Source organism: Methylomonas sp. DH-1, assembly GCF_046097555.1.
GTDB classification, from domain to species: domain Bacteria; phylum Pseudomonadota; class Gammaproteobacteria; order Methylococcales; family Methylomonadaceae; genus Methylomonas; species Methylomonas koyamae.
The window spans coordinates 2,593,602-2,611,573 of sequence record NZ_CP143089.1; the positions used below are offsets into that span (position 1 = coordinate 2,593,602).

Genomic DNA, 17,972 nt, shown 5'->3' on the forward strand with positions numbered 1-17,972 from the left:
CGCGTTACGATAATTCGGGATGATCTTGAAGCCATTGTTTAAGCGCGGCATCAATTTTAGTTTGCCAGCCTTTACCCGTCGCACGGAAGGCGTTAAGGACATCAGGCGAAAGCCTTATGGAAATAAGCTCTTTAGGCGTTTCAAGCGGAGGCCGACCAGGAGAAACGCGCCGGAATTGCTGAAATTGTTCATCAGTAGGCACGAAGGTATCAGGATCGGCAGCAATACCCGCGTTAATTTGGGTTTCCTCTTCAGCATCAGGCAAGACAAGCACCCTACCCGACTTTGCCTTAATTGTTTGCGGCATAAAATTTAACCTCTCTCGGATTAGCCTTGCGCAGGCTAATAATGCGGCGAACGTCGCCACGATCAACATAAACAACACAATAGAGCCTTTGACCTATAGGCGCATAGCCAATAACACGCGGTTCGCCGTAGTCGAAACGATCATCGGACCAGAAGAACAGCTCAGACCATTCAAGCTTTTCAGCATCCGCCAACGATAAGCCATGTTTTTGTTGGTTTATCCGGTCTTTTTCAGGATCGAAGGTAATTTGCATGATTTATTGTACATACAAAAATTAAGCAGAGCAAGAAAAAGCCACTGATTTTATGTGTCGGAAGCCTGGCTTTAGAGCTTAGGAAACCTAAGCAGCATTCCGAAGCATTCGCCGCAAGAGCAGGGATTTTTTGAGGCGTTCCCTTAGTTCGACCTCCCCCACCCGGCGTTCAACCCGGTAATAGCGCATAAGGTCATCATAGAAATGGAGCTTTTTTAACTCCCGAATCAGGAAGTTAACATCCGACGTTTGGCGAGCCGTGATAGAAATCAGATTGCCTACCATCAAATCATAGTTTTTGCTGATAGCCGAGACATCCTGCTTTTTTTGTCGCATCGGCAGTACCCCCTTATGGTCAGTGTGAAATTCCACGTCTTCGAACATCATTTGCCATACCGGATGAATCAATTTAGGCTCAATTTCCAGGCGGTTACGCATGATGGCGTATTGCCACAGGTTACGGAGGATTTTAGAGGCCTGGAGATAGGTTACACAGTTGCTATGCTCACCCACAACCAACTCCCGGACAATTGAGTGATGAAAACGGTATTCGACGCGGTACACGTCTTGACCTTGCGGATCATAAGAACCAAGGCTATAGATTGACCACTCCGAATTGTAATAATCGACTTTATCGATAACCTTGGCTTGCTTGGTTTTGTTGTAGATAGACGTTTGCAAGCCGGTCGGTTTGCCGATAGTGATCGTTTCAGCATCACCGGAGCCATATTTACACGCAACATCGCTGAAGCCGTCGCCAATCTCGGCAGTTTGCAGCCCCATATAGTTTCGAACGAAACGCGCATACGTGACGAAGTTTTCTAAGTGGTCGTGAGCAGGTTTCCAGCCTTGCAGATCAACCGCCAAATGGATTGCCACACCGGCCGGTTCTGGATTGTGCAGAATGAGCGAGGCAATATGATCGATAACAGTTTGAGCAATTTGAGCATTATTGGCCTTGAGAAAATGCGGAGATGCTTCGATTTTCAGATGGGAGCCGGCGACTTCGGCTTTCTGATAGTACGAGCCGACCAGGATAACCAAGCCAACATCGGAATTCTGAAGCTTATAGCGATACCCGGAGGCTTTGCCCATTTTTTGAACGTGCCACTGACAATGACAAGCGGCCTGGCCTAACGGGGTTTTTAGCTCTATCAATTCATCTTTTTGAAAAGCGGTCTCAAGCATATGGAGAAAGCCTTCATCGAGAACGCCATTGTAAATCTGGCGGATGGTATCGACGAAGGCGCCAACGATATTGACGCTGGAAACATCGTAAATATGAGCCGCACCGGTTATAAAGATTTTGCCGGACGAATCATAAGGGTTGTTTCGACTGTTCAAGGACTCAGCCGAACAGCGATGCGACGAGCGAAACGATGGTTTTTTCATTAATTGTGCTATATCGGTCATTGCTTGCCTCACTGGCCCAAACTGGCCCTGTTCGTTTTGTTCTCTCAGAAGTGTTACAGACACTTCCGAGATAACAATTTAAGGTTATTTTTAACCCGTGCATGTTTCACGGAATACGTTTGCCGCGCCCCAACTCACAGGGCGGGGCTGTTGCGGTGCGGCTCAGCTTCGCCATGTGTGCGCCTGCGGCGACTTTTTTTGATTTGGCCTATTAGAATGGGGAAAATTCCAGCGGGAAAGCGTGGGCATGGATAAGCCGGGCACGGGGCAAGCAGTCGAACCCCCGCGCAAAAACCCACCAAGGCCGACACAACAACCCGCAGGCAACGGACGCCACCGCCCCGCACCCAACTTACCCACACCCACCCCGCCGGTTTTCCCCCAATCTAACAGGCCGCAACAACAAATTCGCGCAAGCGCCCCCTCCCCCTATTTAGAAACGCCGCACCGCAACAGCCCCGCCCTGTGAGTTGGGGCGCGGTATCGTGTAAAGTGGAAAGGAACGGACCAGCCCGGAATATTTACCAATAGTGAACAATCGGAACGCGTGGGTATTTTTCTGGAGATAGTTAGATCAAATAAATATCATTTGTCAATAAACAAATATCATGCCATTGATGATAATTTTTATTCGTCAATACCTATAGTGTGATTTTATTCGCATTTATGGATTGTCAAGAAATATATTTATGTTAATTACTTAACTCTTTAGTTTTGTCAAATGTTAAATATCGTGCCATCGTATTTGTTTTTTGTTTTGTCAAGCTTTTTGATTATTTCCCATTTGTTGACAATTGCGCGACCGATACAGCGCCGTTTTGCGGAGTTGCATTCTCCGGGTTAGACGGATTAGCAAAAGGACGCGGCCAGGGCGAAACAGTATAGACGCCGGAACCGGCAACCACATCAACGCCATAAGGCTTGTGGACAATGGCGACCCCCATCGCGCGAAGGTCAGAAAGCCGGAACCGCTCAACCATCATGTCACCCTGGTAAAACTCGATAATGCCATAGCTGCCTTTGTCGGAATTGTAGAGATAACCCGCAAGCCTAGGCCGATAGGACGTAATAAGGCGCTCAACAAAGGCCGAAGAGCCACCGGACACCGAGACGATAGTTTTTTGCTCACCACCAGCAGCCTGCAAAGGCGTAGCTTGATCCTTTGGCGGAGCCGCTTGGACAGGAGCCGCCACCGTTAAGGCTTGTTTGTCTCCGCCAGGTAACTTAACCTCACCGAAGCCAAACCGCCAGACCAGGAAGCCGACAAGGAAAATCGACATCAACATGATTTTGGTTTTTTGGGAATCGGCGCTTATTGTGCGTTTCTTTGCCATTGTTTCACCCTCTTCAATAATTGGCCCGACGTGCTCTATTTCCTCGATTTGGCTTTGCAGGCGTTCGATATAGATTTGCTTGGTAAGGTAACAGGCAGGCAAGTAGGTATAGACCGCCCGCATGTCCATTAGTCTGGAGCCGACTAACTCCATACCGTCTTTGAACTTTTGATTTGTGTCGTATCCGTCGTAAATGGATTTACCGGAATAGGTCCAACGATCTACCCGCGCATCGGTAGCGTTAAGGCCGTAGTACACGTCATAAACATGAAGCTTCGGCATTTTGGGATCAAGAAACATGAATTCCAGCAAAGGCCCGATGTACGGAATCTTGCGGCGGTCGGTGCGGGATGCCTGAACCAGATAATCACAGCAAGTGGTTTTGACTTGCTTATCTAGCATCTCGTGATCCTGGCAAAGTAAGATCAAATCCCAGTGATCCTTACGCGACTGAAGAAGCCAAGAAACGAGATTTTTTCGCCCCTTATCTTTCCACTCCCGAGAGTTACACCATAACGCCATTTCATCGAGCACAATCAAGCCGTTTTTGTCCTCGCCTTTATAGGCCGGATCATAGGCAGGCGGCAGCATATAGAAATCCTGAAAGCGCGGCCAATCAGGCAACCGGTAAGCTAACGTCGAATTGTGCTCAGGTAGCAAGGCATCGAGATACAAATCTAGGTTCGTAGCAACCGGACAGCCACGGTCTAAGTATTCTCGAATTTTGGCGACAGCACAGAGGCTTTTACCCTCGCCCCTAACGCCTTGGATTATCCAACCAGGCATCAGGACACCGCTTTGGCTTTAGCGTTAATAACGTTTAAGCCCATTTTGACAAACCAAGACATAGCGCGGGCAGTAAGTAAGATAGTAAGACACGGAATCGCATTACCCGGCATCACCCAGCCCCAAACATTGAGAACCACTTCAGGAATGGTTTCGTTGAGTTGAGCGATTTTTTCAAACATGAAATTCAGATACACCGTTACAGCGCCGACTATCGCGGAAACTATAACGCCGAGCGCAACAATAGCGGGAGCATACTTTTTCGCTATCCGGTCAATTCCATAAGAAACAACCGCAAAGAAAACGGATTTAATTGCATTCCATAATAAAGGCATAGTTTTACCTCGTTAATGTACGGGTTGATATATTGACCAATTGCCAAGCAGTGATAACGGCGAAAAACCAAGCCAGTATTTCACGTAATGGCAACAGCTTATCGCAGGGTTCGAAGTCGAATTGTTTGCCGAAAATTTCACGATGAATACCACCGGTACAGGCACCGGTATTAGTTGGAAAAAATGGCATCAAAGCGGAAACAAAACTATGAGAATCATAATAACTTTGGAACGGGTTAGCGCCTTGAATAAATGAATTCAATTCGCCTTCATCGGCAGCCTTGCTCGCATCTAATCCGGAATGGTCAAAAGTAGTATTCGAATAGTCCGAGGCTGAACCCATAAACTCATTAAATTTGTCGAATAAATCCTTAGTATTTTTTGCAGTATTGGCCGTGTTTAAATTCACTTGCGATAAATCAACGTTTTGCGACTGTTGAGCCGCAGAATAATTAAATACTTGGCTTATATCGGATAAATAATTAGACGTGGTAGTTTTAGCGCCATTCGCGGTTTGCGTGGTAGTTCGAGTTTGAGGCGACGCGCCTTTAATGCCCGGCTTAGTGGTTTCTGTTGTAGTGGTAGAACCATCTGGGTTTGTAACCACGGAATGCTCAGTTTTAATCTCCGGCTGAGTAGTCAAGCAATAGAGTTTAGCGTTAACGGTATAGCACAGAGAGCCGGGCGGCTGCGTTTCCTTTTCTTGCAGGCATTGAAATTTACCGCCCTGGAATACGCAATTATCCTCATCCTTTGCACATACGTTTTGAGTACCAATATAAACGCACGGCGCGTCCTCTTTATCAGGCGCAGGCTTAACGCAGGTTTCGCCCATGCCATTACCCAAAGGCGCTTTAGCGAAACCATCGGGACAGGTTAACGGATCAGGACAAGTTGCAGGATAAATAACATGGGAACCGTCTGGACATTGAATAGACGGACAACCGGCAATAGAAAAATTAGTCAAATCAGACGTGAGGCATATAGACGGTTGCCCGGCGATCATTTCAGAGCATTTGGGAACAAAGTCGGTTGCCGGATTAATGCCGACACTACCACACGTGGGAGCGGTCGCACTAACGCAAGCGATACTTGTAGTATTTAATTCGGGCCGGGTATTGGCACGAACTTGACCGGCTGGACAATCAGCAACACATTGCCCATTAATTAACGACATACCTTGGGAACAAGGAGCAACAGAAAGAGATGTTGAAACAGTCTGATAAGCGGCCTGACTATCATTAATACCAAACGTGCAAACACCATTTTCCGCAGATACAACAGACCAAGTAACCGTATTTGACAGACCATGAGCTGAAATATAACTAGCCGCATTAGATTGACACGCAGAACGAACAGCGGAACAAACCGAAGCTGTAGAACCAGGACCGGCAGCAGGAGTAGGCAAGGCGTAACAAGCGCTAGAGTAGCCCGGATATATATACCAATCAGACGAGTAAACCAATTGTGAAAAAACAACTAAACAACCGGCAATAAGATATTTTTTCATAATCAACCCAATTAAAAAGGCGGGGTTTCCCCCGCCTGAATCGCTATTAAGTAGCGGAGCTAGCAGCGCGTTTGAACATGCGCAGGATGATGAAGGCGACAGTAATCGGGATTGCCGCAGTCCAGGCCAGATCGACCAAATCGAGAACGTCTTCACTCAGCGTGGTAAACGCGGTAGCCGCCGCAGTTGGCAAAGCAGCATTAGCAGCAGAAACACCAGCGACAGAACCGACGACAACCAAACCACCATTTTTCAGAAAGTTTTTCATTTTGTTTTTCCTCTTATCGAGTTGAAGATTTAGCAGCCATTTTGAAGGCCGCCAGAAGATAACCGGCACAGAGACCCACCACAAACGAGCCTATTAAGTATTCCAACAATTCCGAATAATCCGCCGCAGTCATTTTAATAGCTCAGTAAAGAGGCGAGTTTTATACCCGACAAGAAACCCAGAGCAGCCATAACCGCATAAGAACAAATCATTATCGTTGTCGTTAAATCAGCAAGTAACGAGTCTGTCATTTGTACCGACCCCGCTTTTTAAGGCGAAGAGATTAAAGGCTAATGCCTTGTTCAATAACCCGTAAGAATTGCCCGGAATTGGACGCATCAAACGGCGTAAACTTTGCCGGTTTATTAATCTTGTTCCGCGTGCAATACCGGCGAGCCTTGCGGGATATTCTTTTTAATTCGGCGTTCATTATTAGGCCGGTTTATTTTCGACGACCTTTTTAACGTTCGACATTCGCGGATCTTTGATCGACAACAACGTTAATTTGGCTTTACCACCTGCACCGCGACCAATATCGACAGACAATTCAAAACGACCCGGCAAGAAGCCCTCTTGTTCGTATTGTTTAAAATGTGCGAAATGGTCAATATTGCCGCCGATTACCAATTGAACGGGACCGATTAAGTTTTCATTCAGTCCGTCGTTATCATCCTCACAAAAAACGTTAATACCTTTAGCTTCACCGGTATCGTACTTTTGAACCATGCGAACGTTTGCATCAATTGTTGTTTTCATTTTTTTAACCCTCAATAGTCAATTATTAAAAACCCCTAGTCTGAGTTATCCGAACGGGGTAGTAATTCGGGCTCAAATTAACGCGGCCATTTAATACCGCTCACTCTCTCAGGCTCACAGCCCCCACCCGTTTTAGGTAGGGACCACTGCCGCCGCTCCGATCAATTGCGGCAGGTTACGCCGCGCCTTCCCGGTGTCCAGGGTACGCTACGCCCGGAGGCCCTGGACACCGGGAAGGCGCGGCGAAACGTTGAGCCGCGATCGAAGCGACGGCGAGCGGCCCCCACCCTGTAAACTTTCAAGATTCATCCCCGACAGAGTTATTAGAAGGATTGGCCGCGTTTGGCTTCACTAATATCAATTCCCTATCGACGTATTTTTTTAAAACCAAGGCAGCTAGTTTGTAACTGGTAGTGCCACGTTTAGCGGCTTCAATTTCGAGTTTTAGAAAAACTTCAGTTTGCAAGCGCATTTGAAAAGCGCGCATCGGGGTTTTGCCGGTATCCTCTTTTAACGGAGGCATATCGGTTAGAAATTCTTCAGCCATAGATTTAGACCTTTTGTAAAACATAACGGACAAATAAAGCCCGAAATGGCTTTATGATTGGATAAAACGGGATTAACAGCATAATGATTAGAATATTAATAATCACGAATAGCTGTTTGATAAAAGCTTTCATATTAAGAGGCCTGATTTAAAGCGGTTTGAAATAAGAGAGCGTAATTAATGAAGCGACGACCGCCAACTTTAATAGTAGGAATATGTCCACGCTTAACCCAGTGTCTAACGGACTCATAACTTACCCCGATTAATTCAGCGAATTTTGCCGGCTCCATTAATGGCGGAACGGCGTTAATGTTTCCGTTACCGGTAACGGATTGAGTTAAATATTCAGATATTTGAATGACTGCGGCCATAAATCACCCGGTAACAGTTTGGCTATGCCGACCGATTAAATAACCGACGGTAAAAACCAACACAGCAACAGCCAACATTAAAGAGCCGGAGGCATTCAATACTAAATCGATTGCTTCGACGCATTCGCCAGGGTTGACGGTTTCAGGCGTAGTAATTTGAGCAGTAACAAAATTAGGCATTAGCGTTCTCCGGTTGTTTTTGTTTTCGGGCCGCGTAGGCATTAATTTGATCGATTGCCGATTGAATATGCTGTTTTTCGCGGTAGCCAACAAACAGCAGAGATAAACCACGGAAAAATTTTATTGTGTCAGCATGAGTAGAACGGCCGTTGACGAGCTCCTGAACCAGGAAGGAACACGTATCCTTTAGGTTTTTTTCGGAAATAATCACACGCTAGCCCCCACGCCAGAAGCACGACGAATATCATCGTAAGACAGCGTTAAGCGATTAAAACCGTTTGCGCGGGGATATTCGAAAATCCTGGCAATATCAAAAACGAGTTTACGGGTTGATGTTCGAAGTTCATTAATAGCAATATGGCGATCCCATATAGCCATAAGCGAAAGAGGGAAATCAACAGGGCTAAAAAAAGCGCTCCCCTGCCCTGATTCCACGGGGTTTCCCATCGATTGATTAGAATCAACAGTATCCGGCGCGGTTTCTAAAACGGCGGCGTTAGCAGGAGAGCAGCGAGAATCCGCCGAGTTTTGTATAAGGTCTTCTAATTCCTGAATATCAACCGAACGAGTTGAATAACCAACGTCAGAAGAACAAGAATCTAGGACAACCTCTAGTTCGCTTGATGGCCCGAAGGTTTTAAGCATCAAACGAAAAACAGTTTTGTTTTTCGAATCAGCCACGACAAGGACATCGCCAACAGATAACTTTACTTTTCGAATTTTCATAGTCTCGCCCTATGGTTTTCACGTTTTGAAAGGTTGCCATAACGGCAACCGTTGACACATTGGAAACCAAGGAGGACCATAAAGTCAACAACTTTTAGTTGCCATTACGTCAACCAAGGAACGCCATGAAAACACCGAATTGCTATCTTGATGATTTGATTAAAAAAACCGGAAGCGATTACAAAACCGCAAAACTGCTAAATGTGAACAAGTCCACAATTTCTCATATCAGATCAAGAGGCCTAATGGCAGACGAGACGGCTATAAAAATTGCCGACGCATTAGGAATAGACCGAACAGAGCTACTGATAGCGGCAGCTTTAGCGCGTAGCACTGGAGAAGTTAAGGAGGCGTGGATTAGAGCATCCAGGCAAGCGGGGATTGCAGCGGGGTGGCTGTTTTTTGTGGCCTATTCCCTAGCGCCGGGGATTTTGGGCGATACGTTCTGGTTATTATGTTAAATTAATGCCAACGAACAAAACGAGAACTAGTACCATCAACACCCCGGATGATGGTCTAAAACCGCCGTTCAGCTTTGAATCGTCCATCTGGTGCGTAACAGTCTGTTGGAAAATGCGTAAACAGATCGCCGCTGATCTCACGCGCATTTACCAATTGGCTACCGTGGCAGAGGCTGAGCGGCAACTGGCTGAATTCGAGGCACGATGGAACGGGGATTACCCGTCGATTGTTCAGATATGGCGGCGCAACTGGAGCCGCATCATCCCGTTCTTCGACTATCCGCCCGAAATACTCCGCATCATCTACACCATTTATGCCTCGTGGGTACCAATGCCATCGAGTCGGTCAATATGAGCCTGAGGAAAATAAGCAACAATCCCGGCTCGTTCCCTAATGACGAGGCATTATCGAAACTGTTTTATCTGGTACTGATTAATATCAATAAAAGCCGCTTTAAATCGGTTTAGCATTCAATTCGAAGAACGGATGCCAAGCCTTTAACCAACCCGTTTACACAAAATTAAGAACACCCTCTGAAATATGAATGGCGGTCGTTCAAATCCTTCACCCCCATCGAATTCGAACAGGCCATCGATAAAATCGATGCCGGTTTTGGTTCCAAATACCAACTAACTTTCTGTTACCTGCTGTCCTCAGGGCTTTGCGCAAGGTCGCGCTGTAAACCTGCACCCCGGTTCGGACTTGCAAGGCTTTGCCCTATTCATCCCACGTAGGTCCTGGCTGATCCGAGGCCAATGTTCATAAAACCTCCAGATCAGCCTCACTGATTTTTTCGGGACGCCCCGTGTGACTCATCGCTCACATCTGCGATAGTCAAGGTAAGCTGTTAATTTACTTTACTTTGTCTATACCCTCTTAACGTATAAACAACTATCAGAAACATACCGGCTCTGCCGGAGAATTAGATAGCAGCTCTATTCAAAACGCCCTACTCCCGATCTTCAATGAGAAATCCGCTGTTGTCGGATTTTGGCGTTGAATTGGTCGATATCGGTAACGACCTCGGCGGAACCAATTGCCGGGTCGCCCTCGCCTTTCAGATACAAAGCCCCGGCTCCGCCCAGCCAAACCTTTAAATTGCCTTGCTGTGCGCCCGCCAGCAGCCGGTGCAAATGCTCCACAGTTAATTCCTCCGGCGGCGTTTTCACCATACCGACCACCAACAACTCCGGCGCCAAGTGCCGCGCCGCTTCGAGTATGTCTTCCGCCGGCAAATCCGCGCCAAGGTAATAACAATTGTAGTTTTGCGCCGCCGCGACCAAACAACTGACCAAAATTCCGAATTCGTGCGGTTCGCCACTGGGCGTCGCCAACATGATCGCCGGATTGTTGCGCGAGTGGCGGTGCAAATTGTTCACCATGCTCAACACGATGCGTTTCACGCAGGACGAGAACATGTGCTCCTGGGCGATATTGATTTTGCCTTGGTGCCACAAATTGCCGACCTTTTGCATGGCCGGCAACAAAACGTCGCGGGCGTAGTCCAACGGCTCGTTGACCAACAGCGCTTTCTTCAACAACTGCTCGCAACGTTCGATCCGGTATTCGCGCAAGGCGTCCGCGATTTGCTCCAGAAACGGCGCCGGCTCACGCCGTTGCTGAGCGGCAGATTGGTTTTGCAAGTCGTTGAGTTGCTGCCAATTCAAGCCGGCCAGCTTGCCGATAGAGTGGCCCTGCCCGGTCAGATTGACCAGCAGCGTCAACTTGTCCAGATCCTGCTGCGAATAGAAACGCCTGCCGGTGTCGTTGCGCGCCGGCGTGACGCAGGCGTAACGGCGCTCCCAGGCTCTTAACGTTTCCGGCGTCAAACCCGTTAACGATGTAATGGCTTTAATTGAGTACATTGCTCACGTTTTGTACATAATTTATTTTGACAAACATTCTACAATCTAGTAACGTAATTGCCAACAACTTATTCCACGAGCGAAACGATCATGTCTAATACAGCCGCACTATCCTTTGCTAGCGAGACAGTTACTATCGAAGATGCCGAGCCCGCCACTCTGAGCGTGCGCATGGAGCAGGCCCGCAGCCACCTAAATCGGTTGTTGCTTGATAATCAAGAGGTTAGCCCTCTGCTTGCCAAGCGTTTATTAAACGAACTGCAGCGCGGCGTCGACTGTTCCGAGCTGATGATTGCGAAAAATTCGGACGAAGCCAAACGTTTGATCGACTTGTTGTACAAACAGCAAACCGCTGTACAAGCTCCGGCGACGATCATCGGTGCGGCACAGGAAGTTGTACAACCGCAAAACATTGTACAACTATTGGACCCGCACCGGCGTACAGTCAACCAGTTGTTGTACAGCTTGCATTTGCTGCCGGTGTTCCTGATCGACACTGCCAACGACATAGTTAAAAGCCTGCCGACGGAAACAGGCGGCTACGACGACCACAAAGCCGAACTGAAAGCGGCGATTCGGGAACTGAAAAACATCCGCCAACAAACCATATCGGCCAATACCGGTTTGGTCGCCTTCGTGGCCCATAAATACAAAACCAACAACCTTAGCTTCGACGATCTGATGCAGGAAGGCCTGGTCGGATTGATCAAAGCAGTGGACCGGTTCGATGCGGAACGCGGCATCTGCTTTTCGACCTACGCTATCTATTGGATCAAACAGGCGATATCGCGCCTGATCGTCAAACAGGAAAAGATCGTGCGCTTGCCGGTGGCGTTGGCCGAAAAAGCCTCGGTGGTGTTCGAGGCCATGCGCAACTGCTATCTAAAAACCGAACGCTGGCCCAGCATCGCGGAACTCAAAGCCTGCTGCGATCTGACCGAGCAAGAAATCAAAACCATCAGCAGCTATTACCAATCCACACACTCCCTCGACGCTGCCGTCGGCGACGAAGACGACGGTCTGGATCTGATGGCCAGAATGCAACAGCACCAGTTCAGTCTGCCTCTCGATGAACTAATAGACAACGATCTCGCTCAATACGTCGACAAAGCGGTGGCGTCGTTACCGGAAAAACAAGCGGCGATTCTGGCGATGCGCTTCGGTTTGCGCGACCACACGGAAATGACCTTGCAAGCCGTTGCCGACCAACTGCATGTTACTCGAGAAAGAGTGCGTCAAATCCAGAACGAGGCCTTAAAAAAATTGAAACAACAGTTCGGCTTTGACCTTATGCTATTTCTCGAACCCAAGGATGGCTAACAATAACAATCAATGACCCAGGTCAGGCTAACACTACAAGAGGAGTGATTATGTCATCAGAAAAACACAACACCAGTAAGCAGACGCCGCAGCCGGATTGGCGGCTGGAGATCGACAAGTATTGGAAGCAGGTTTCGGAAAAAACCGGCGATTTTTTTAACGACCACAAAAGCATGTTTTCCGCCGGCAAGGTTGCCTCTGCAGTGGGAGGCACTCTGGCCGTAGTCTGGCTGGCCAGCGGCTTCTATATCGTGGACCAAGGCAACCGCGGCGTCGTCACCCGCTTCGGCGCCTACTCCGAAACTACGATGCCCGGTCCGAACTGGCACATTCCGGTTCCGTTCGAGAACGTCGCCATCGTCAACGTCGAACAACAACGCTTTATCGAAGTCGGCTACACCGACAGCAGCCGCATCAACAAATCGTCGCTGATTCCGCAGGAATCGCTGATGCTGACCGCCGACGAGAACATCATTGCCGTGCGGCTGGCGGTGCAGTACCAGATCAACAACGCCAGGGATTACCTGTTCAACGTCAAAAACAACGAAAACACGCTGAAACAACTAACCGAGAGCGTCGAGCGCGCCGTGATCGGCCGTAACAGCATGGACTTCGTCCTGACCGAGGGCCGCAGCCAGATCGTCGCCGAGATCAAAGAGCAGATCCAGGCCGGCATGGACGAATATAAAACCGGCATCAGCATTGCCAGCGTCAACCTTCAAGACGCTCAGCCGCCGGAGGAAGTGCAAGGTGCCTTCGAAGACGCCATCCGCGCCCGTGAGGATAAACAGCGCCTGATCAACGAAGCCGAAGCCTACGCCAACGAAGTGATTCCGAAAGCCCGCGGCGCCGCGTCCCGGATTATCCAGGAAGCCGAAGCCTACGAAGCGGAAAAAATCGCTAAAGCCAAAGGCGAAACCGAACGCTTCGACCAGTTGCTGGTGGAATATGAGAAGAGCCCGGCCATCACCCGCAAACGTCTGTATCTGGAAGCCAAGGAAAAATTATATAGCAGCACCAACAAGGTGATGCTGGAAGCGGAGCAGACCAACCCGATGCTGTATATGCCGATGCCGCAGACCTTTCAACAACACGGCAGCAGCCCGGCCGCCAGCAATGACGCAGAACCGACGGTCGAACCGCACAACGCCGACAAAAACGGCATGCGTAAAACCTCCGGCAACGAATTGCGCCCAAGCAGGAGCAAACAATGAGCAGCAGAACCCAAATTTTGATTCCGGCCGGTTTATCCCTGCTGGTACTCGGTTACATGTCGGTTTTTTACGTGAAAGAACACGAAAAAGCCATCCTGTTTCGACTCGGCGAAATGGTCGAATCCGACTACAAACCGGGACTCCATTTTAAGGCCCCCATCATCAATAATGTCAGTACGTTTGATGCGCGCGTGCTGACCTTGGACGCCAAGTCCGAGCGTTTTCTTACCTCCGAAAAGAAAAACGTTATTGTCGATTCGTTCGCCAAATGGCGGATAGGTGATGTGGGCCTCTTTTACACCACGGTCGGCGGCGACGAGTTTCAAGCCAATCTGCGCCTCGACCAAATCATGAAAGACGCGATGCGTAGCGAATTCGGCGTGCGCACGATCAAGCAACTGATTTCGGAAGACCGCAACGAACTGCGCGAGACGCTGCTGGCCAAGCTGTCGCCGACCGCCCAGAAATTCGGCATCGAGCTGATCGATATCCGCATCAAACGCATCGATCTGCCGCAGGAAGTCAGTAGCTCGGTATTCCAGCGCATGCGCGCGGAACGGGAACGCGTTGCCCGCGAATTCCGCTCGCAAGGCGCGGAAAGCGCCGAGCAAATAAGCGCCGAAGCGGACAAGCAGAAACACGTAATCGTGGCCAACGCCCAACGCGACGCCGAGAACATCCGCGGCCGCGGCGACGCCCAGTCGGCCGAGATTTATGCGAAAAGTTTCGGCAAGAATCCGGAGTTTTACGCCTTCTACCGCAGCTTGCAGGCTTACCAAACTTCGTTCGAAAAAACTCAGGACACCCTGGTGTTGAAACCGAACTCGGACTTCTTCAAGTATTTTTCCAGCGAAAAATAAGGCCGGAGCCAACCCATGAAAAAGTATTTCATTGTTCTGACGATTATGGCCGCGGTCGGCTTGATAGTTTCGGCTATCTTCAACCGCAGCATGCCGCAATACGACCCGCATTACGAGATTTCGTATTCGGACTTTATCGAAGACGTACGCAACAAGGCGGTGGAGGAAGTCGTGATCGACGGCAATTACGTCGACGGTCGCCGCCCGAACGGCACCCGTTTCTCGACCTACAACCCCAACGACTCGCGCATGATCGACGAGTTGCTGGAATACGGCGTCAAAATCAAAGTCGAAAAGCCGCAACAACCGTCGACCTTGATGCAAATCTTCATCTCCTGGGCTCCTACCCTATTGCTGATCGCCGTGCTGGTTTACTTCATGCGTAAGCAGGCCGCAGCCATGGGTGGCCGCGACGGCCAAATGGGCTTCGGTAAAAGCCGAGCCAAGTTGATGGCCGAAGACCAAATCAAAATCCGCTTCAGCGACGTTGCCGGCTGCGAAGAAGCCAAGCACGACGTGGTGGAGATGGTGGACTTCCTGCGCGATCCCGGCAAATACGAAGCCTTGGGTGGCAAGATTCCGCGCGGCGTGTTGATGGTCGGACCGCCGGGTACCGGTAAAACCCTGCTGGCCAAAGCCATCGCCGGCGAGGCAGGCGTACCATTCTTCTCCATCTCCGGTTCAGACTTCGTCGAAATGTTCGTCGGTGTCGGTGCAGCCAGGGTGCGGGACATGTTCACCGAAGCCAAAAAACGCGCGCCCTGCATCATCTTTATCGACGAGATCGATGCGGTCGGCCGCCAACGCGGCGGAGCCGGCATGGGCGGCGGCAACGAGGAACGCGAACAAACCCTGAACCAGTTGCTGGTGGAAATGGACGGCTTCAGCGGCAGCGAGGGGATTATCGTCATCGCCGCCACCAACCGCTCCGACATTTTGGATAAAGCCTTGTTGCGGCCTGGCCGTTTCGACCGCCAAGTGCAAGTCGGCTTGCCGGACATCAAAGGCCGCGAGCAAATCCTCAAAGTCCACGGCGACCGCGTGCCGCTGGCCGAAGACGTCAACTTGAACGATCTCGCCCGTGGCACGCCCGGATTCTCCGGCGCCGAGCTGGCCAATCTGATCAACGAAGGCGCCCTGTTCGCCGCACGTAACAATAAGAAAGTCGTGACGATGAACGACCTGGACAAAGCGCGCGACAAAATGATTATGGGCGCCGAAAAACGCACGATGATCATGTCCAAGGAAGACCTGTTGATGACGGCCTACCACGAAGCCGGCCATGCCATCGTCGGCCGCAAGGTGCCCGAGCACGACCCGGTTTACAAAGTTAGCATCATGCCGCGCGGCGGCGCGTTGGGTATCACGATGTTCCTGCCGGAGCGCGACCAGTACAGCGCATCCAAAGACAAATTGGAAAGCCAGATCGCCAGTTTGTTCGGCGGTCGGGTTGCCGAGGAACTGATCTACGGCAAGAACAAAGTCACCACCGGCGCCTCCAACGACATCATGCGCGCCACTCAACTGGCCCGCAACATGGTCACCAAGTGGGGTTTGTCCGAGCGGCTGGGTCCGATGGATTACGGCGACAGCGAGGGCGGCTACATGGGGCCGCAAGCCAAACCGATGTCGGAAAAAATGGCGCAAACCATTGATGAAGAGATCCGGCATGTCATTGATGCCAACTACAGCCGCGCGGAAAACATCCTGAAAGAAAACATCGAGATCTTGCACAACATGGCGCAAGCGCTGATGGATTGGGAGACCATCGATAAATTCCAAATCGACGAATTGATGCAGGGCCGGATGATAGCGCCGCCGGAACCTGAGCCTGAAGCCAGCCTTGAAGCCGCCGCGGAACAGCCGGAACTGTCCGGATCCGCCGACGGCCAAATCGGTCAGGGAAGCGCACTCGCTTCTTAATAGTCCTCCTCTATGTACCCTCCGAACGCAGTACTCGCGGAGGGTATTTTTTTGCAGAGGCCAGCATTATGCAAAACCTATCGGTTACATCCAAGACCTTGAATTTGTTGCAATTGATCTTGCAAGTCAATTTTAACGCCGCCGTGATCACGCTGCTGATCAGCGGGGTGGCGACGATACTCGGCAACTCGCTGTTTTTTGCCGATAACAGCGATCTATACGGGCCGCTGGCCAACAACATGCGGCTGATGATGTTTTACCTATGCCTGATCCAGGTTGCCGTCTATAGTTTCTACAAACTGGACCACCGGCCGGAGGCTTTGGCGGCGTTGGGCATATTTCTGTTGTTATTGATCGCCGCGCTGGAGTTCTACTGCTCGATCAACCAAATCGATGTAGACGATAACTACCGCCAGCTTTTGCTTTATTCCGGACTATCGCACTTACTCTACGGCGGATGCGCTGCGCTGCGCGATCCGCAGCATCGGTCTTAAAAGTCCGGGCCGGAAGCCCGGGTTTATTACTCGGCGCTTTCAGTGCGCAGCCAACAAGGGGGAACCAGCAAATGCAAATCAAATTACCGTTCGATGCCAACCGGCCGGTCGCCGCGGAGGCCAGCATCGACATCGACCAGCCTTTAGACCAGGTGTTCGAGTTCGTCGGCCAGGGTTTTTTCGAAAACTATCCGAAGTGGGCGGTCGATCTGGTCGATTTCGAACCGCTGGACGGCGAGCACGTGTTTGTCGGGGCCAAGGCCAGACAGATTCGCCAAGACGGCGGCGAAGAAGTCGAATCGGTATTCGAGATCGCCGAGTACCAACCGCTGACCAAATTGGCCGTGCAAGGCCTGACCCAGCCCTATCGGCAAAGCTACCTGTTACAGACCGAGGGTGACTGCCCGCCGACCCGGCTCACGTTCCGCTTCGAATTTCTGCAACTGGAAATTTTCATGCGGCCGTTCGAAAAACTGATCCGTTGCGCCATCGAGGAAGGTGCCGAGAATACGGTCGAGCAGATCAAGCATCTAATTTTGTTCGAATCCAATCCAACAGCCCAGACTTAGGGGAGTTTATTTATGGCTTTTGTCGTTGAAAAAGATAACGGTTTGATTCCGCAAGTATTGTCGGCCATTCTCGACGAGTGCGTGAACGGCGTGACGCTCGCCGACCCCGACCTGGAAGACGCGCCGATTATTTACGCCAACAAGGCGTTCGAACGTTTGACCGGATACAGCCGCGACGAGATCATCGGCCACAACTGCCGGTTTCTGCAAGGCGCGGACCGCGACCAGGACGCCCGCTTCCAGATCGCCGACGCGATGCGGCGCCACGAAGCGGTGGAGGTCACGCTACGCAACTACCGCAAAGACGGCAGCTTATTTCACAACCGGCTGAAAATCGTACCGTTGTTCGACCGCAAACAACGGGTCATCTATTACCTGGGCGTGCAGTACGACATCACCCAGCAGGTCGACGCCGATAACGAAATCAAGAGTTTGACTAATTTGTTGAACGCCTTGCCCAAAGCATAATCCCCCAACCA

22 protein-coding genes and 1 pseudogene are annotated in these 17,972 nt (G+C 50.3%); 9 read left to right on the plus strand and 14 right to left on the minus strand.

Annotation, left to right across the window (positions count from 1 at the left end):
* Positions 1 to 4: 4 nt before the first annotated feature.
* The 13 genes from VXJ35_RS11845 to VXJ35_RS11905 form a co-directional block, all read right to left on the minus strand.
* Positions 5 to 307 (minus strand): BrnA antitoxin family protein, encoded by a 303-nt coding sequence (locus VXJ35_RS11845; protein ID WP_064023484.1) that lies wholly within the window; start codon positions 305 to 307, stop codon positions 5 to 7.
* Complete coding sequence (locus VXJ35_RS11850; RefSeq protein ID WP_082880895.1) at positions 291 to 560, minus strand: BrnT family toxin; 270 nt, start codon at positions 558 to 560, stop codon at positions 291 to 293. The genes VXJ35_RS11845 and VXJ35_RS11850 overlap by 17 nt, the downstream gene beginning before the upstream one ends.
* 87 nt (positions 561 to 647) lie before the next feature.
* The gene (locus VXJ35_RS11855; protein ID WP_157198163.1) at positions 648 to 1,973 is read right to left on the minus strand and encodes a hypothetical protein; all 1,326 of its coding nucleotides are present in this window, start codon (positions 1,971 to 1,973) and stop codon (positions 648 to 650) included.
* Between the two features lie 773 nt (positions 1,974 to 2,746).
* Positions 2,747 to 4,093: a zonular occludens toxin domain-containing protein gene (locus tag VXJ35_RS11860; protein WP_064021708.1), complete on the minus strand. Its 1,347-nt coding sequence runs from the start codon at positions 4,091 to 4,093 to the stop codon at positions 2,747 to 2,749.
* Positions 4,093 to 4,428, minus strand: a complete 336-nt coding sequence (locus tag VXJ35_RS11865; RefSeq protein ID WP_064021709.1) for a minor coat protein — start codon at positions 4,426 to 4,428, stop codon at positions 4,093 to 4,095. The genes VXJ35_RS11860 and VXJ35_RS11865 overlap by 1 nt, the downstream gene beginning before the upstream one ends.
* 4 nt (positions 4,429 to 4,432) lie before the next feature.
* Complete coding sequence (locus VXJ35_RS11870) at positions 4,433 to 5,938, minus strand: hypothetical protein (protein ID WP_157198164.1); 1,506 nt, start codon at positions 5,936 to 5,938, stop codon at positions 4,433 to 4,435.
* A 46-nt stretch (positions 5,939 to 5,984) separates the two neighbouring features.
* Positions 5,985 to 6,206: a major coat protein gene (locus VXJ35_RS11875; RefSeq protein ID WP_157198165.1), complete on the minus strand. Its 222-nt coding sequence runs from the start codon at positions 6,204 to 6,206 to the stop codon at positions 5,985 to 5,987.
* A 432-nt stretch (positions 6,207 to 6,638) separates the two neighbouring features.
* Positions 6,639 to 6,962, minus strand: a complete 324-nt coding sequence (locus tag VXJ35_RS11880; RefSeq protein WP_157198166.1) for a hypothetical protein — start codon at positions 6,960 to 6,962, stop codon at positions 6,639 to 6,641.
* A gap of 298 nt (positions 6,963 to 7,260) precedes the next feature.
* The gene (locus VXJ35_RS11885; RefSeq protein ID WP_064021714.1) at positions 7,261 to 7,509 is read right to left on the minus strand and encodes a hypothetical protein; all 249 of its coding nucleotides are present in this window, start codon (positions 7,507 to 7,509) and stop codon (positions 7,261 to 7,263) included.
* Positions 7,510 to 7,643: 134 nt separating this feature from the next.
* Positions 7,644 to 7,880, minus strand: a complete 237-nt coding sequence (locus VXJ35_RS11890; RefSeq protein ID WP_197495822.1) for a helix-turn-helix domain-containing protein — start codon at positions 7,878 to 7,880, stop codon at positions 7,644 to 7,646.
* A gap of 3 nt (positions 7,881 to 7,883) precedes the next feature.
* Positions 7,884 to 8,060, minus strand: a complete 177-nt coding sequence (locus tag VXJ35_RS11895; RefSeq protein ID WP_157198167.1) for a hypothetical protein — start codon at positions 8,058 to 8,060, stop codon at positions 7,884 to 7,886.
* Positions 8,053 to 8,271 (minus strand): hypothetical protein, encoded by a 219-nt coding sequence (locus tag VXJ35_RS11900; RefSeq protein ID WP_157198168.1) that lies wholly within the window; start codon positions 8,269 to 8,271, stop codon positions 8,053 to 8,055. The genes VXJ35_RS11895 and VXJ35_RS11900 overlap by 8 nt, the downstream gene beginning before the upstream one ends.
* Positions 8,268 to 8,786 carry a hypothetical protein gene (locus VXJ35_RS11905; RefSeq protein WP_157198169.1) on the minus strand — a complete coding sequence of 173 codons (519 nt, stop codon included), beginning with the start codon at positions 8,784 to 8,786 and terminating at the stop codon, positions 8,268 to 8,270. Before VXJ35_RS11905 ends, VXJ35_RS11900 begins: the two co-directional genes overlap by 4 nt.
* Before the next feature lie 125 nt (positions 8,787 to 8,911).
* On the opposite strand from VXJ35_RS11905, the gene VXJ35_RS11910 reads away from it, so the two are divergent.
* Together VXJ35_RS11910 and VXJ35_RS11915 are read left to right on the plus strand one after the other, a co-directional pair.
* Positions 8,912 to 9,247 (plus strand): hypothetical protein, encoded by a 336-nt coding sequence (locus tag VXJ35_RS11910; RefSeq protein WP_064021715.1) that lies wholly within the window; start codon positions 8,912 to 8,914, stop codon positions 9,245 to 9,247.
* Between the two features lie 100 nt (positions 9,248 to 9,347).
* Positions 9,348 to 9,749 (plus strand): annotated as a pseudogene (locus tag VXJ35_RS11915) (transposase); the annotation flags it as partial.
* 461 nt (positions 9,750 to 10,210) lie between these two features.
* Here the strand turns inward: VXJ35_RS11915 and VXJ35_RS11920 are convergent.
* Positions 10,211 to 11,113, minus strand: coding sequence for a B12-binding domain-containing protein (locus tag VXJ35_RS11920; protein WP_064021716.1), 903 nt, complete (start codon positions 11,111 to 11,113; stop codon positions 10,211 to 10,213).
* A 90-nt stretch (positions 11,114 to 11,203) separates the two neighbouring features.
* Here VXJ35_RS11920 and VXJ35_RS11925 point away from each other — a divergent pair, with 90 nt between their 5' ends.
* From VXJ35_RS11925 to VXJ35_RS11955, 7 genes are all read left to right on the plus strand, one after another.
* Positions 11,204 to 12,433: an RNA polymerase sigma factor RpoD/SigA gene (locus VXJ35_RS11925; protein WP_064021717.1), complete on the plus strand. Its 1,230-nt coding sequence runs from the start codon at positions 11,204 to 11,206 to the stop codon at positions 12,431 to 12,433.
* Between the two features lie 50 nt (positions 12,434 to 12,483).
* Complete coding sequence (gene hflK / locus VXJ35_RS11930; protein ID WP_064021718.1) at positions 12,484 to 13,647, plus strand: FtsH protease activity modulator HflK; 1,164 nt, start codon at positions 12,484 to 12,486, stop codon at positions 13,645 to 13,647.
* Positions 13,644 to 14,507 carry a protease modulator HflC gene (gene hflC, locus VXJ35_RS11935; protein WP_054758834.1) on the plus strand — a complete coding sequence of 288 codons (864 nt, stop codon included), beginning with the start codon at positions 13,644 to 13,646 and terminating at the stop codon, positions 14,505 to 14,507. Before hflK ends, hflC begins: the two co-directional genes overlap by 4 nt.
* 15 nt (positions 14,508 to 14,522) lie before the next feature.
* A complete protein-coding gene (gene ftsH, locus VXJ35_RS11940; protein ID WP_064021719.1) occupies positions 14,523 to 16,430 on the plus strand; it encodes an ATP-dependent zinc metalloprotease FtsH in 1,908 nt (635 codons plus the stop codon).
* A gap of 68 nt (positions 16,431 to 16,498) precedes the next feature.
* Positions 16,499 to 16,924, plus strand: a complete 426-nt coding sequence (locus VXJ35_RS11945; RefSeq protein ID WP_064021720.1) for a hypothetical protein — start codon at positions 16,499 to 16,501, stop codon at positions 16,922 to 16,924.
* A 71-nt stretch (positions 16,925 to 16,995) separates the two neighbouring features.
* Complete coding sequence (locus VXJ35_RS11950; RefSeq protein ID WP_054758838.1) at positions 16,996 to 17,493, plus strand: SRPBCC family protein; 498 nt, start codon at positions 16,996 to 16,998, stop codon at positions 17,491 to 17,493.
* A 12-nt stretch (positions 17,494 to 17,505) separates the two neighbouring features.
* Complete coding sequence (locus VXJ35_RS11955; protein ID WP_064021721.1) at positions 17,506 to 17,961, plus strand: PAS domain-containing protein; 456 nt, start codon at positions 17,506 to 17,508, stop codon at positions 17,959 to 17,961.
* The last annotated feature ends 11 nt before the right edge of the window (positions 17,962 to 17,972 follow it).

Bases quoted from the DNA above. Each gene is read 5' to 3' on its own strand.
- VXJ35_RS11850 (WP_082880895.1), bottom strand. From the start codon at position 560: ATGCAAATTACCTTCGATCCTGAAAAAGACCGGATAAACCAACAAAAA.
- VXJ35_RS11910 (WP_064021715.1), top strand. From the start codon at position 8,912: ATGAAAACACCGAATTGCTATCTTGATGATTTGATTAAAAAAACCGGA.
- VXJ35_RS11860 (WP_064021708.1), bottom strand. From the start codon at position 4,093: ATGCCTGGTTGGATAATCCAAGGCGTTAGGGGCGAGGGTAAAAGCCTC.
- VXJ35_RS11845 (WP_064023484.1), bottom strand. From the start codon at position 307: ATGCCGCAAACAATTAAGGCAAAGTCGGGTAGGGTGCTTGTCTTGCCT.
- VXJ35_RS11855 (WP_157198163.1), bottom strand. From the start codon at position 1,973: ATGACCGATATAGCACAATTAATGAAAAAACCATCGTTTCGCTCGTCG.
- hflC (WP_054758834.1), top strand. From the start codon at position 13,644: ATGAGCAGCAGAACCCAAATTTTGATTCCGGCCGGTTTATCCCTGCTG.
- VXJ35_RS11870 (WP_157198164.1), bottom strand. From the start codon at position 5,938: ATGAAAAAATATCTTATTGCCGGTTGTTTAGTTGTTTTTTCACAATTG.
- VXJ35_RS11905 (WP_157198169.1), bottom strand. From the start codon at position 8,786: ATGAAAATTCGAAAAGTAAAGTTATCTGTTGGCGATGTCCTTGTCGTG.
- VXJ35_RS11865 (WP_064021709.1), bottom strand. From the start codon at position 4,428: ATGCCTTTATTATGGAATGCAATTAAATCCGTTTTCTTTGCGGTTGTT.
- VXJ35_RS11880 (WP_157198166.1), bottom strand. From the start codon at position 6,962: ATGAAAACAACAATTGATGCAAACGTTCGCATGGTTCAAAAGTACGAT.
- VXJ35_RS11875 (WP_157198165.1), bottom strand. From the start codon at position 6,206: ATGAAAAACTTTCTGAAAAATGGTGGTTTGGTTGTCGTCGGTTCTGTC.
- ftsH (WP_064021719.1), top strand. From the start codon at position 14,523: ATGAAAAAGTATTTCATTGTTCTGACGATTATGGCCGCGGTCGGCTTG.
- VXJ35_RS11955 (WP_064021721.1), top strand. From the start codon at position 17,506: ATGGCTTTTGTCGTTGAAAAAGATAACGGTTTGATTCCGCAAGTATTG.
- VXJ35_RS11925 (WP_064021717.1), top strand. From the start codon at position 11,204: ATGTCTAATACAGCCGCACTATCCTTTGCTAGCGAGACAGTTACTATC.
- VXJ35_RS11890 (WP_197495822.1), bottom strand. From the start codon at position 7,880: ATGGCCGCAGTCATTCAAATATCTGAATATTTAACTCAATCCGTTACC.
- hflK (WP_064021718.1), top strand. From the start codon at position 12,484: ATGTCATCAGAAAAACACAACACCAGTAAGCAGACGCCGCAGCCGGAT.
- VXJ35_RS11920 (WP_064021716.1), bottom strand. From the start codon at position 11,113: ATGTACTCAATTAAAGCCATTACATCGTTAACGGGTTTGACGCCGGAA.
- VXJ35_RS11945 (WP_064021720.1), top strand. From the start codon at position 16,499: ATGCAAAACCTATCGGTTACATCCAAGACCTTGAATTTGTTGCAATTG.
- VXJ35_RS11950 (WP_054758838.1), top strand. From the start codon at position 16,996: ATGCAAATCAAATTACCGTTCGATGCCAACCGGCCGGTCGCCGCGGAG.
- VXJ35_RS11885 (WP_064021714.1), bottom strand. From the start codon at position 7,509: ATGGCTGAAGAATTTCTAACCGATATGCCTCCGTTAAAAGAGGATACC.
- VXJ35_RS11895 (WP_157198167.1), bottom strand. From the start codon at position 8,060: ATGCCTAATTTTGTTACTGCTCAAATTACTACGCCTGAAACCGTCAAC.